Below are 12,974 nucleotides of genomic sequence, written 5' to 3' on the forward strand. Positions count from 1 at the left end.
GGATAGTTGGCAGGAAGGCCTTGAACACTTCTGACTTGCAAATTGATTGAGATGAGCCTTTCAGCGGTCGTTTACAAAGCTATGTTGGCCCTGGAACAGGAGTTTCCCGGATATCGCTTTGAGCGTGAGCCGATCTCGGGAGAATGCGAGGTCGTTTATCCAGATGGCGCGCGCGTCTCCTGGGATGCCGCCAAAGCGTGTGAGCGACTCCTCGGCAACATCTCTCATATCGGCGTCCTTCGGGGCAGGATTGCTCGACATCTCGGCAAGGCATCGGCGCTTGAGCGGCTTGTTCTCTACTCTGGCAGCCATGCCGGAGACGTAATTGAGGAAACGGGATTCGGCGAGATCGAGGAGGAACTGGATCTCCTTGAAATCAGTCCCGACGAACACCTCAGGGGATTTGTCGGTGCATTGCGCGCACTGATCGGCGCGGCGCGGCAGGAGCGTAACCCGATCGTGTTTGTGTAAGCCTAGACTAAACCTGCGGTTCCGCTTCCGATCCTGGGCTTTGTAAGCCAAGTCGTCTCGGTCTCGAAAGGCCTGGCCTTTGTCTTGGTGCACCCCAGCTCGCCTTTGAAGCGGCTTGCCTTGGCATGCGCGAAAGCGAGAGTGGTTCAGGCGCAGCTGAGGTGGCGCCATGCGGCCGGCTCATTGCCCCGCCGCGACGCCCGCCAGGCGGTTGGGATGCCTCAGATGGGTCGGCGTGATGCCTGTCTGCTGGCGGAACACCCGGCTGAAATGACCGGCATTGGTGAAGCCGCAGCGATAGGCGATGTCGCCGATCTGCAGGTCGCTGCCTTCCAGCAGCGACTTCGCATGATGCACCCTGAGTGCCAGATAAGCCGCCATCGGACCGATGCCCAGTTCCGTCCCGAAAAGTCGTTCAAGCTGGCGCCGTGAGCAATTCAGGCGGGTTGCGATCTCGCCGATGGACAGCGTCTCCTGCAGGTTGCTCTCCATCAACAGCAAAGCCCGCTTGACAGCGCGGCTCGACGCTGCCGGAAACAGGTCACCGACGGGCTGCACGTCGCGGCTGCTCCTGATGCGGTCGAGCACCAGGATCTTGGCGGCCTTTTCCGCCGCCTTCTGGCCGATGAACTGGGACACGAAATAGCCGGCAAGGTCGGCCGCACCCGTGCCGCCGGCGCAAGTCGAGCGGCCACGGTCGACGGAAAACAGGCTGTCGGCATGCGCGTTCACGTCAGGGAACTGGTTGCGGAAATCCTTGATGTGGAACCAGCTGACAGCGGCGGCGTAGCCATCGAGCAGGCCGTAACGCGCCAGCACGAAGCTTCCGGTGCAAAGCGCCGTCAGCGGCACCCCCTTTTCGGCGGCGCGCAACAGGAAGGCCTCCTTGTCGGAACTCAGGCTGCGGTTGGTGTCGAGCAGGCCGCCGACCACCACGATATTGTCGAAATCCTCAGGATTGCCGATCCCCTTGGTCGGCAGCAATTCGACACCGCAGCTTGCCCGGATCGGCAGGCCGCGTTCGCCGACGATCTCCCAGTCGAACTCGATCCTGCGGCTGCGGTCGCCCTCGTCACCCGCCAGCCGCAGCGTGTCGATGAACAGCGACAGCGGCGACAGCGTGAAGTCGCGCACCAGGAGAAACGCAAACCGCCTTGCCATTATACTTCCGCAACTCGTTCGCCCGCCTTAGCCGATGCCGCAACTTACCACCAGCCTGGAAGGGCAAATTTAAGCGTTTTCTACTACAGTCGTTCGATGAGCTACAGTTCAGGAAAGGTATCCGGGTCGAATTGGCCATCACTGGATTCAGCCTCGGCCGCGTGAGACGGGCCGTTTTTTCTTCCGCCAACTTGCCGGCGGCGATAGCTTTTGTCGTGCTTCTGGTCTGCTCCATCGTTGCCGACCAGCAGAACAAGAGGGTCTCCGACCAACTGGCGCGTGCCGATGTGCTGGCCAAGGTCAACATCATCCGCGCCAAGCTCGAAGGCAACGTTAACGGCAATCTTCAGCTTGTTCAGGGGTTGGTCTCGGCCATCAATACCGAACCTTATATGGGCCAGCAGCGATTTGCCTCGCTTGCCGGAAATCTGTTCCAGCAGAAATCGCAGTTACGCAACATTGCCGGCGCGCCCGACCTGGTCATCTCGCTGATGTACCCGATGGAAGGCAACGAGAAGGCCATCGGGCTCGATTACCGCAAGAACGAGGCGCAGCGCATGGCGGCGCTGCGGGCGCGCGACCAGCGGGTGCTGGTGTTCGCCGGCCCGGTCGACCTCGCCCAGGGCGGGCGCGGCTTCATCGGCCGCATTCCGGTGTTCGTGCCGACGGCGGGCGGCGGCGACCGTTTCTGGGGCATCGTCTCGGCGGTCGTCGATGTCGACCGACTCTACGCGGCGAGTGGGTTGACCGACCCTGATCTCGACATCGATGTCGCGCTCACCGGCAAGGATGCGCTGGGCGGTGGCGGCGAACGCTTTTTCGGCGGCGGCAATGTCATAGCCGGAAATCCCGTATCGGCCGATGTGCAGCTGCCGTCGGGCTCCTGGCAGATTTCCGCCATACCCAAGGCCGGCTGGCCGGCGGCTCCGAAAAACGAGTGGGCCTTGCGGTCGCTCATGTTGCTCGCCGGAGCGCTGGTGGTGCTGCCGATCATGGTGGCCGGTCGGCTGTTCGGCGAAAGGCAGAAAAACTACGCCGAGTTGAGGCGCCTGTCCGGGCGCCTGGAGCTGGCGCTGGAAGCCTCTGGTATCGGCGTTTGGGAACACGATCTCACCACCAACGAAATGGTGTGGGATGACCGCGTCAACGAGATCTACGGCAAGTCAGCCGACGGCAGGCCGCGCGGCTATGATGACTGGGCGCAGGCGATCCATCCTGAAGATCTCGCGCGGGCGAGACAGGACTTCGATCTCGCCGCGGCCAAACAAGGCCCCTATTCCTCACAATACCGGCTGCTGCGCCCCGACGGCACCGTCCGCCATGTGCGCACGCGCGCGACCTACTTCCAGGACATCGGCGGAACGCCCAAGCTGATCGGCGCCGAATGGGACGTGACCAGCGACGTGCTGCTCAACGAAAACCTCATTCGCGAACGCCAGTTGACGGAATCGAAGAACGCCGAGCTCAATCTCGCCAAGGCACATATCGAGTATGCGGCGCTGCACGATTCGCTGACCGGCCTTCCCAACCGCCGCTATCTCGATGAACTTCTGGCCGAGATCGGCGAACCGGACCGGCGCACGGCACTGCTGCATCTCGACCTCGACCGCTTCAAGCAGATCAACGACACACTCGGCCACGCAGCCGGCGATGCCATGCTGGTGCATGCCTCCAAGGTCATCCAGGCCAATGCGGGCGGTGACGATTTCGTTGCGCGCATCGGCGGCGACGAGTTCGTCGTGGTGAGCCATGGGCTTGACGATGACGGACTGTCGGCACTTGCCCACCGCATCATCGAGGACATGCGCCAGCCTGTCGATTATCGCGGTCATCCGTGCCGTTTCGGGGTCAGCATCGGCATTGCCGCCAACGACGGCGTCGACGTGAAACAGTTGCTGGTCAACGCCGATCTCGCGCTCTATCGGGCCAAAAGCCGTGGCCGCAACCGTTACGAGTTCTTCAACGAGGAGCTGCAGAGCGAGATCGTGCGGACCAAGCAGATCGCCGACGAGATCCTGGGCGGGTTGGAGCGGAACGAATTCGTCGCCTACTATCAGCCGCAGTTCGACGCCAGCACGCTCGAGATCGTCGGCGTCGAGGCGTTGTCGCGATGGAAGCACCCGCGACGCGGCATCCTGGCCCCCGACGCCTATCTCAAGGTGGCCGAAGAACTCAATGTCGTGGCGCTGATCGACCGCATAGTCCTCAAACACGCGCTGGAGAATTTCGAGCGTTGGTCGCGCAGCCATCTCAACATCCCGCGCGTGTCGGTCAACGTCTCGGCCAGGCGGCTGGAGGACAGGGACCTGATCGAAGGTCTGCGCAAGCTCGCCATCAAGGCGGGAACGGTGTCGTTCGAACTGGTGGAGTCCATTTTCCTCGATGAAAACGACGACCTGGTCACGTGGAATATCGACCACATCAAGGAGCTCGGCATAGACATCGAGATCGACGATTTCGGCACCGGCCACGCCTCGATCGTCTCGCTGCTCAAATTGCGTCCGCGCCGCCTCAAGATCGACCGCCAACTGATCACACCCATCACCGGCTCAGTGGCGCAACGGCACCTTGTGGCGTCGATCATTGAGATCGGCAAATCGCTCGGCATCGAAGTGGTCGCCGAGGGCGTCGAGACGATGGAGCATGCGCGCATCCTCAAGGAACTAGGCTGCGACATCCTGCAGGGCTACCTTTTTGGCCGCCCGATGGAGGCCAAGGCCTTCAAGGCCTTCGCCCAGTCGCGCAAATGGCTGGCCGCGGGCTAGATGGAGCAGGCGGATCGCCTATGTCGCCGGGGATGCCACGGAGCGCCTGGGCCTGAGCGCCGTGCTCGCGCGCCCGGTGGCTTTGTCGCCTGGGCCGCTGATGGTGAGCCTGATCTGGAGTGCGCCGCTCAGGCCGCGTCGCGATGGTTCGGCGAACCCGGACAGGTGGCTGCGTATCCTAAAGGAACTGTTTGAGCCTGATTTCGGTTGTCTGCTGTACGAACTGCCGTTCCACGAAGGCAGCTGATGAGCGAACATGAAACATGACAGACAAGAAGCGTGGTTCCCTGCGAAAGATCGTGAGCGGCATCGTTGCCGCAATTGCCACCGCTTCTGATCGCACATCCGAGCGCGACACCCCTAAAGAGTCAGTGGTCGCCGAATGGCCGCTGCCGCCATCGGCAACGCTTGGCTCCTCCATGCGCCTCAAGGGAATCGAACGTGAAGTTCGAGCCCGCCTGCCATGGGTGGTGAGGAAGTTTGCCAAGGCCGAGACGGGCCGCATCGTCTTGCGCATGTTGAAAACCGACGCGGATGCGTTCCAGGCGGCCTCGGCAACCATCTCCAGGACACTGGAGGGGATCGAAGCCCTGCCCGTGCTTCCGCGCGAGGCAGAAGACATTCTCGCCATCTCGGCCCGCGAGCGTCACAAGTGGCTGAAGGACGGCCGCCTGAAGAGCATCGGCACCCGCACCGTCAAGATGCGCGGGCGGTCCAAGGCCGTCACCTTCCACGTCTTCGATCCACGCCACATCGAGGACATTCTCGATCGCGACTTGGCGAGCGCCTGGCGGGAGGAAGATGCGCGGGAAGTCACCGAGAACAGGCGGCGCGGCGCCGGCAAGGCCGCACTGACGCGCGCGGGAAAGCGGGAGCCCAAGGCTCGCAGCGCCAGGAGTTTGGGAAAGGACGACGCTCCACCGCCAAAGCTCGAGGGCTGGGACACATTCGAGGCGGAAGGCCTGCTGCGCTAAAAACGAGGCAGCTTGTCGGGAACAGCCCCGGTCGTTCGTCCTCTGTGTGCAAGCGCAAGACCTGGACACTAACCCTTCGGAGCCTCTCATGATCCCCACCATCACCGCCTTTGAACGATCGCCCGATGGCGGCAAGGGACTGGCGCGCGATACGCGCGTGCGCTGGGCGCTCGAAGAAGTGGGGCAGCCCTATGAGGTTCGTCTCGTTTCCTTCGCCGGGATGAAGGCGCCGGACCATCTGGCCATCCATCCGTTCGGCCAGATCCCGACCTATGAGGAAGGATCTCTGCGTCTGTTCGAGACCGGCTCGATCGTCTTTCATCTTGCCGAACGGCATGCGGGCCTGCTGCCCAGGGATCGCGATGCCCGCGCCCGTGCGATCACCTGGATGTTTGCCGCCCTCAACACCGTCGAGCCGCCCATCCTCGAATTGGTGACAGCAAGAATATTCGAAGCCGACAGGTCCTGGAGCGAGGAGCGCCTGCCGCTGGTCAAGGACCGTGTTCGCGCGCGGCTGGACCAGCTCTCGGTCTATCTGGGCGCCGCCGAGTGGCTCGATGGTGCGTTCAGCGCAGGCGATCTGCTGATGGCGTCGGTGCTGCTTCGGCTACGCATGTCAGGCATTCTGGACGAATATCAAAACCTGGCTGCCTATGTGGCGCGCGGGGAAGCCCGGCCCGCTTATGCCAGGGCCTTCGCCGCGCAACTTGCGATCAACGCCGCATCATAAAGCCTCAGCCGGCAGCAGGCTGGAAGTCGGAATATCACCGAGCGTTCGACCACAGCAAACCGTCGCGATGCGGTCCGACCCGTGTCGAAACCAATCAGCGGTCCGGAGACCAGGCTCCCAGGCCGGCCATGTCAGTCAAGCGGATCGCGGCCAGGGTCTCGAGTTCCTTCGAGATCGGCGTGTGCCGGGTGCTCTGCGCTTCGGGTTCGCTCTTCGCGGTGGTGAAGCGGGCTTGGCCAATCATGGCTCGAACGGCGGTCAGCATGTGTCGATGTCCCTTCGCTTGTCCTGACGCTAAGAACTTGGCGAATGAATTTACGTTCCAAAGGCTGGTGACATAAAGCTCGAGTCCAGCGCTTCGAGGACTCACGACGGCTACGGATATTTCGCCTTTGCGCCCGGGCCTAGATCGCCCTGCAACTCCTTCGGCAAAGGCAGGCTCGAGCATTGCAGGTGCACGTCGCGGGCGTGAAGCTTCCGTTGCTTCTGCTCGGCCTCCTTTGTGGCCGCGATGATGCCTAAGCCGTACGGGCCAAGGGCCGCGAATTCCCAGCCCGGGTGCTGTTTTTCGCGAACCTCGTAGGCCGCAGCCGCCGCCCGCGCCTGCTGGCAATCCGGCGAGGCCCATTTCGGATCCTGCGGCGAAAGCGACGCGCCATAGTCGACCGGAGAGGTCGCACATCCGGCCACCGTCGCGGCCAGTGCGACGGACACTGCAATTCGCATCGCAATTCTCATCCCGAAGCCTTTCTCGCTTTCCGCAGAACTCGCAGGCGTCGCGTCCGCGCCAATCACGTGTACGCGATGTCTCGCCGCAGCGCTTGCCATAGGCCACGCTTCATGTCGATCTTCCCGCGGCCAGATTCAGGCCGCGTGCCTGGAACCAAATGACGGGCGAGACTGTTCCGTTGTAACTTTAACACAGCGCTGGCGCGCCCGGCCGGTTGGGCAAGCGGCGACTTTGAGGAGCTTTCATCATGAACATTTCGTCCGGATTTCGTAGAATCGCGGTTGCCGCCATCGCCACCGCGGGCATCGGCTTTGCCAGCTCCGCGCATGCCGATAGCGGCACGATCCGCTTTGCCGTCTACAAGGCGGCCTTCTTCGTCGGCGGCTCCGGCGGCGAAGGCACGTTCACCTTCCACGGCAAAACCTATCCCATCTCGATCGGCGGCGTCTCGGGCGGCCTGGCCTTCGGCGTTTCAAAGACCTATTTCCGCGGCACCGTGCGGCACATCAGGCGCGTCCGCGATGTGACGGGGGTCTACGGTGCGGCGGGCGGCGGCGGCACGCTCGGCAAAGGCGCCCAGGTGATCGTCATGACCAATGACAGGGGTGCCCAGCTCGAACTCTCCGGCAAGCAGGTCGGGCTGCAGGTCAACGCCGATCTCAGCGGCTTGGCTATCTCGTTGAGGTAAGGGACCCATTCCTTCGACGCTAAGAGGTCGGACGGAAAATCCAGAAGGCGGCGTCGGCCCGACAGCCGCCTTTTCCCTGAGACGGACACGCTTTTGATCCAGACACGAGGTTGGACGTAATGGCGCTCAAACGGATGGACAATGTCGGAATCGTCGTCGATGACCTCGAAGAGACGATTGATTTCTTTCGCGAGCTCGGCCTCGAGCTCGAAGGGCGGGCCACGATCGAAGGCGAATGGGCCGGACGAGTCACCGGACTGGGCGATCAGCACGTCGAGATTGCCATGATGCGCACGCCGGACGGCCACAGCCGGCTCGAACTGTCCCGTTTCCTCACGCCGCCCGTCGTCGCGGATCATCGCAACGCCCCGGTCAACGCTTTGGGCTACCTGCGCGTCATGTTCACCGTGGACGACATCGACGATACGCTTGAAAGGCTTCGCAAGCGCGGTGCGCGGCTCGCAGGCGAGGTCGTCCAGTACAAGGACGTGTATCGGCTCTGCTACATTCGCGGACCCGGAGACCTTCTCATCGGCCTCGCCCAGGAACTCGGCTGAGCGCACCAAGACGACAATGGCCAAGAGCGACCAATGCCGGCGGGCGTCACAAAACGTCCTGGCGATGTCGAAGTGGTTGGTCCGCTCGCCCAGCACCAACAGGTTGGGCCGATCATTGCCACGACAACGAATAGTTTGCGCCTATTCGGAAGAATTCGGAACAATTTACGGAGACCTTGATACGCCGATCCCCAGCTTCGCCAATCTGAGGCCAGCCGTCATGCCGACGGTGCAGCCCCAGGGAGAGCGTCATGGACATCGTCACATCAATTCCAGACACCGAAAGCGATCTGGCCGCAAGCAAGCGGGCAGCCTATGGGCCGCTTTTCAAGCTGCGCGGGCCACCCAGCTTCGAGAACCTCGAACAGGAGCGCCAGCACCGAAAGGAAAGGCTTGCCGCCGGCTTCCGTATATTCGCGGCATTGGGCTTCAGTGAAGGCGTTGCCGGGCATATCACGGCCCGCGACCCGGAATTTACCGATACATTCTGGGTCAATCCGTTCGGCATGCATTTTGCGCACATTACCGTCTCGGATCTTATTCGGGTCGACGGCGCCGGCGCCGTGGTCGAGGGCACGATGCCGGTCAATGTCGCCGCATTCGCCATTCATCACCAGATCCACGCGGCACGGCCGGATGTGGTGGCGGCAGCGCACGCCCATTCCATCTATGGCAAGGCCTGGTCGGCGGTCGGCCGGTTGCTCGATCCCATTACGCAGGACGCCTGCGCCTTCTATGAGGATCACGTCTTCTTCGACGACACGCGGGTGCTGGTCACCGAGGCGAGCGAGGCGGCGCGGATTGCCGAGTGCCTCGGCGGACACAAGGCGGCAATCCTGCGCAACCATGGCTTGCTGGCGGTTGGCCAGACCGTCGACGAGGCCGTCTGGTGGTTCATCTCGATGGAACGGTGTTGCCAGGCACAATTCCTCGCCGAAAGTGTGGGGATACCCCTGCAGGTCGACCCGGAAAACGCCAAAGCCGCCCGGGCGGTGAACGGCACGCCCCATGCCGGCTGGTTTCAATGCCAACCGCTGCACGACCGCATCCTCAGGCAGCAGCCTGAACTGCTTGGCTAGAGCAGAGGGCGGCACTTGGCCGACGAAGACCGAACATCCGCTTCAAACAGCCGGTCTATCCACGACCAGCCGTTTGGCTGCCTCGACCGCGGCGGTGCAATAGTCTCGGTCGCCATGGATCAGCAGCATGACCATCGCACCCTCTACCAGCAGGACCAGCTCACGCGCCCGCTCGCGCGGCGCTGCCACGTTCGCTTTGGCGAGAAGGGTTGCCAGTTGCTGTTCCATCAAGGCCTTGTGCTGGTGTGCCATCGAGCGTGCGGGATGCCCCGAGAGATCGGCAAGTTCGATTGCCAGCCGGGTAAATCCCGATCCCGCCCAGCGCGGTTTGGCCGACCACCTCGCCAGTCCGCCGAACAGCTTGTCGATCAGTTGCTCCGGACCGCCCGACAGGTCGATGCCATAAGTCTGGAACGCGCCGAACGCCCGCTCGTGCTGTGATGCAAGCACCGCGGTCAGCAACGCGTCCTTGCTGTCGAAATGATAGTAGAGCGTGCGCTTGGTGACGCCGGCGGTTCGCGCGATCTCGTCCATGCCGACGCGAAAGAATCCCCGGCGGCGAAAGAGCTTGTAAGCCGCCTGCAATATGTCTGGTCGGGTTTGGTCGGACGATCTGGGCACGGGGCTGAAGCCGATGAATGTATACTCGCTAGTGAGTTTACATCCGCGTGCACCCGGCATTCAATGCATCAGATATACCTAATATTCAATGGGAGGCGACGATGGACAGGCTGATCACGGCAGTCCCTGATCTTGGACAAATCAGTGAAGCTGCAGCGCTTCGCGACCGGTCCAAGGCGCGACCGGCCGCCTTGCCGCTGAAGACCATGACCTGCATCGAGGATCTGCGGCAGGCTGCCCGCCGCCGCGTTCCCCGGGCCTTTTTCGACTACGTCGAGGCAGGCGCCTACTCGGAACAAACCTTGCGCGCCAACAGAGCCGACCTGGAGCGCCTCACTTTTCGCCAGCGCGTGCTGGTCGACGTTTCGCAACGGGATACCGCAACAACGATCCTTGGCGAGAAGGTTTCATTGCCAATAGCGCTGGCGCCGATCGGCCTTGGCGGGATGCAATGGGCCAACGGCGAGATCGATGCCTGTCGCGCCGCGCAGGCGGCCGGCGTCCCCTATACGCTGGCAACGATGGCGATCTGCTCGATCGAGGACGTTGCCGAGGCGGTCGAGAAGCCGTTCTGGTTCCAGCTCTATGTGATGAAAGACCGTGGCTTCGTGCGCTCGCTCGTCGAGCGGGCGCTCGCTGCCCGTTGCAGCGCGCTGGTGCTCACCGTCGACCTGCAGGTTCTGGGTCAGCGGCACGTCGACGTCAAAAATGGGCTTTCGGTTCCGCCGGCGCTGAAACTGCGAAATCTACTCGACATGGCGACCAAGCCCGGCTGGACCCGGCAAATGCTGGCTGCCAAACGCTGGACGTTCGGTAATCTCGCCGGCCATGTAAAAGGCCAGCAAGGCGTCAGGGAAGTCGCGGACTGGGTGTCGCATCAGTTCGATCCCGCGCTGAACTGGAATGACATCGAGTGGGTCAGGAGCATCTGGCCGGGCAAGCTGATCATCAAGGGTATTCTCGACGTGGAGGATGCGCGCATTGCCAGCAAGGCCGGTGCAACCGCCATCGTCGTTTCCAATCATGGCGGCCGGCAGCTGGATGGCGCGCCATCGACGATCTCCAGGCTGCCGAAGATTGTTGAAGCGGTGGGATCACAAACCGAGGTGCTGTTCGATGGCGGCGTGCGGTCAGGCCAGGATGTCATGCGCGCGCTCGCTTTTGGCGCCAGAGGCTGCCTGGTCGGTCGAGCCTATATTTACGGCCTCGGTGCCGGCGGAGAGGCCGGCGTGGCGACCGCCATCGACATCCTTCGCAAGGAATTGTCCGTCACCATGGCGCTGACAGGCACGACAAGCATCGACGAAGTCGACGAGCGGGTGCTGAACTAGTCAGGTCGGTCCGGGCGCCTTGGCATTCGCGGCGCTTCTGACAGGCGATGTAGTCCGCCATATAGCGGTCGAGAGCGGCGCGGAATTCTTCCTCGCGCGGACACTTGCTGCTCGTTGGAACCGTTTGGCTGGCCTCGGTCTCAAACCCGATACGGTCAAAAACAAGTGCGGTCATTTTCGGCTCTCCTGTCACGAAACATGGTGACAGGATGACCCTGCGGGCGGATTTCGTCCGGGTCACACGACCGAATAGTTCCGAAAAGCTCCGAAAAGATGCTATTTTTGCGCTATGGTGGGGAAACGGTTCGCATTCGGTCCGTTCGAGCTTAATCCGGAGGCGGGAACACTGCTCCGGCAGGGCGTTCCCGTTCCGGTCGGATATCGCGGCGTGCTGCTCTTGGCGGCACTGGTGGAACGGCCGGGCGAAGTCCTGTCCAAGGCGACGCTGATGGACGCGGCATGGCCGCACGCGGCGGTCGAGGAAAGCAACCTGTCCGTCCAGATCGCCTTGCTCCGCAAACTGCTTGGGCCGGGGCCTGACGACGCCGAATGGATCGCGACCATCCCCCGGATCGGCTATCGCTTCGGTGGTACGGTGGATTGCCTCGACGCGGCCGCGGCCGTTGCCGATAGCGCCGAGGCCGGACCCTCGATCGCCGTGCTGCCCTTTGCCAACCTCAGCGACGACGCCGAGCAGCAATATTTCGGCGATGGCCTCGCGGAAGACATCATCACCCGCCTGGCGCGGCTGCGCTGGCTCTTTGTCTCGGCCCGCAACTCGTCTTTCACCTATGGCGGCAAGGCGGTCGACGTGAAGCAGATCGGGCGCGAGCTTGGCGTGCGCTATGTGCTCGACGGGAGCGTGCGCCGCTCCGGACAGCGTTTGCGGATCAACGCCAGAGTCAGCGACGCCGACACCGGTCGCCAGATCTGGGCGGAACGCTATGATGCCCAAATCGCCGATTTCTTCGCGCTTCAGGACGAGATAGCCGAGAGCGTCATCGGCGCCATCGAGCCCAGGCTCTACGTGGCCGAGCAGGAGCGTTTCCAGAGCCGGTCGCCGGGCAGTCTCGACGCATGGGGCTTCGTGATGAAGGCAATGCCCTATGTCTGGACCTGGGCCTCGCTGCCGGATTTCGAGATCGCAGAGCGGCTGCTCAAGAAAGCCATCGACATCGATCCCGATTATCCGCGCGCCAATTGCCTGATCGCCTGGGGCCTAGCGGCAAAGGCGATGCTTGGACTGGCCGATGCGGAAGCGGCCTTGCCGACCGCACACGACATGGCGCAACGGGCGATCCGCAGCGACCCGGAGGACCCCTGGACGCACTTCGCAACGGGCTTCGTGCACATGGCCTCGCGCCGTTTCGATCCAGCCGTGAGAGCTTTGTCCGAGGCGATTACTCTCAATCCAAGCCTGGCCTATGCGCATATGATCCTTGGGTCGACCTATGCCTATGCGGGCATGCCCGACGACGGCCTGCACCATGTCGCGCTGGCCGACCGGCTGAGCCCGCGCGACTTCACGCAGGCGGGCAGCCTTTCCGTCATTGGCCTCTGTCATTTCATGGCCGGGCGTTATGCCGAGGCTGCCGAGTTCGAACGGCGTGCGGTCGATCTCAGGCAGAATTTTGGAACGGCCTGGCGCACATACGCCGCCTCGGCAGGCATGGCGGGCGATCGCGCCGCCGCCGCCCATGCGCTGGCGCAGACGCGGCGCCTGCATCCATCCGTGTCCGTGGACTGGGTCGAGAGGTACCACCCGATCGTCCACGAAAAGGATCGCGCGCGCTATATCGAGGGGCTGCGCATCGCCGGATTAGACTGACCGGCTGCGCGATCAACACAGATCGAAGCGGCATGGCAC

The 12,974-nt window shown here is 62.8% G+C and carries 13 protein-coding genes and 1 pseudogene; 10 read left to right on the forward strand and 4 right to left on the reverse strand.

Features of this window, described 5'->3' with window-relative positions; translation table 11 throughout:
* Nucleotides 1-42: 42 nt before the first annotated feature.
* Nucleotides 43-471, forward strand: coding sequence for a hypothetical protein (locus ACVILI_RS25440; protein ID WP_148307406.1), 429 nt, complete (start codon nt 43-45; stop codon nt 469-471).
* A gap of 180 nt (nt 472-651) precedes the next feature.
* Here the strand turns inward: ACVILI_RS25440 and ACVILI_RS25445 are convergent, their stop codons facing one another.
* Entirely contained in the window at nt 652-1,632 is a 981-nt protein-coding gene (locus tag ACVILI_RS25445; protein ID WP_240564475.1) for a GlxA family transcriptional regulator, read from the reverse strand.
* 161 nt (nt 1,633-1,793) lie between these two features.
* Here ACVILI_RS25445 and ACVILI_RS25450 point away from each other — a divergent pair, with 161 nt between their 5' ends.
* From ACVILI_RS25450 to ACVILI_RS25465, 4 genes and pseudogenes are all read left to right on the forward strand, one after another.
* Nucleotides 1,794-4,397 carry a bifunctional diguanylate cyclase/phosphodiesterase gene (locus tag ACVILI_RS25450; RefSeq protein ID WP_240564474.1) on the forward strand — a complete coding sequence of 868 codons (2,604 nt, stop codon included), beginning with the start codon at nt 1,794-1,796 and terminating at the stop codon, nt 4,395-4,397.
* Nucleotides 4,393-4,592: pseudogene (locus ACVILI_RS25455) on the forward strand (aromatic-ring hydroxylase C-terminal domain-containing protein); the annotation flags it as partial. The gene ACVILI_RS25450 and the pseudogene ACVILI_RS25455, both read left to right, overlap by 5 nt.
* 68 nt (nt 4,593-4,660) lie before the next feature.
* Nucleotides 4,661-5,371, forward strand: a complete 711-nt coding sequence (locus ACVILI_RS25460) for a hypothetical protein (protein ID WP_084791612.1) — start codon at nt 4,661-4,663, stop codon at nt 5,369-5,371.
* 88 nt (nt 5,372-5,459) lie between these two features.
* Complete coding sequence (locus ACVILI_RS25465) at nt 5,460-6,101, forward strand: glutathione S-transferase family protein (protein WP_038648163.1); 642 nt, start codon at nt 5,460-5,462, stop codon at nt 6,099-6,101.
* A gap of 94 nt (nt 6,102-6,195) precedes the next feature.
* Here ACVILI_RS25465 and ACVILI_RS25470 read toward each other — a convergent pair whose 3' ends face one another.
* Nucleotides 6,196-6,366, reverse strand: a complete 171-nt coding sequence (locus tag ACVILI_RS25470) for a hypothetical protein (RefSeq protein ID WP_019859486.1) — start codon at nt 6,364-6,366, stop codon at nt 6,196-6,198.
* Nucleotides 6,367-6,476: 110 nt separating this feature from the next.
* Nucleotides 6,477-6,827 (reverse strand): hypothetical protein, encoded by a 351-nt coding sequence (locus ACVILI_RS25475; RefSeq protein ID WP_027047087.1) that lies wholly within the window; start codon nt 6,825-6,827, stop codon nt 6,477-6,479.
* A 251-nt stretch (nt 6,828-7,078) separates the two neighbouring features.
* Here ACVILI_RS25475 and ACVILI_RS25480 point away from each other — a divergent pair, with 251 nt between their 5' ends.
* The 3 genes from ACVILI_RS25480 to ACVILI_RS25490 all read left to right on the forward strand — a co-directional run bounded on the left by ACVILI_RS25480 (nt 7,079) and on the right by ACVILI_RS25490 (nt 9,155).
* Nucleotides 7,079-7,519: a lipid-binding SYLF domain-containing protein gene (locus ACVILI_RS25480; RefSeq protein WP_019859488.1), complete on the forward strand. Its 441-nt coding sequence runs from the start codon at nt 7,079-7,081 to the stop codon at nt 7,517-7,519.
* A gap of 119 nt (nt 7,520-7,638) precedes the next feature.
* A complete protein-coding gene (locus ACVILI_RS25485; RefSeq protein WP_038648165.1) occupies nt 7,639-8,076 on the forward strand; it encodes a VOC family protein in 438 nt (145 codons plus the stop codon).
* 251 nt (nt 8,077-8,327) lie between these two features.
* Nucleotides 8,328-9,155, forward strand: a complete 828-nt coding sequence (locus ACVILI_RS25490) for a class II aldolase/adducin family protein (RefSeq protein ID WP_196774179.1) — start codon at nt 8,328-8,330, stop codon at nt 9,153-9,155.
* Between the two features lie 42 nt (nt 9,156-9,197).
* On the opposite strand, the gene ACVILI_RS25495 is transcribed toward ACVILI_RS25490, so the two are convergent.
* Nucleotides 9,198-9,836, reverse strand: coding sequence for a TetR/AcrR family transcriptional regulator (locus tag ACVILI_RS25495; RefSeq protein ID WP_080643780.1), 639 nt, complete (start codon nt 9,834-9,836; stop codon nt 9,198-9,200).
* Between the two features lie 137 nt (nt 9,837-9,973).
* Here ACVILI_RS25495 and ACVILI_RS25500 point away from each other — a divergent pair, with 137 nt between their 5' ends.
* Together ACVILI_RS25500 and ACVILI_RS25505 are read left to right on the forward strand one after the other, a co-directional pair.
* Complete coding sequence (locus tag ACVILI_RS25500) at nt 9,974-11,107, forward strand: alpha-hydroxy acid oxidase (RefSeq protein ID WP_027047090.1); 1,134 nt, start codon at nt 9,974-9,976, stop codon at nt 11,105-11,107.
* Between the two features lie 388 nt (nt 11,108-11,495).
* On the forward strand, nt 11,496-12,935 hold the full coding sequence (locus ACVILI_RS25505) for a winged helix-turn-helix domain-containing tetratricopeptide repeat protein (protein WP_167626436.1): 1,440 nt from the start codon (nt 11,496-11,498) through the stop codon (nt 12,933-12,935).
* Nucleotides 12,936-12,974: the final 39 nt, after the last annotated feature.

Source organism: Mesorhizobium sp. USDA 4775 (genome assembly GCF_054062655.1).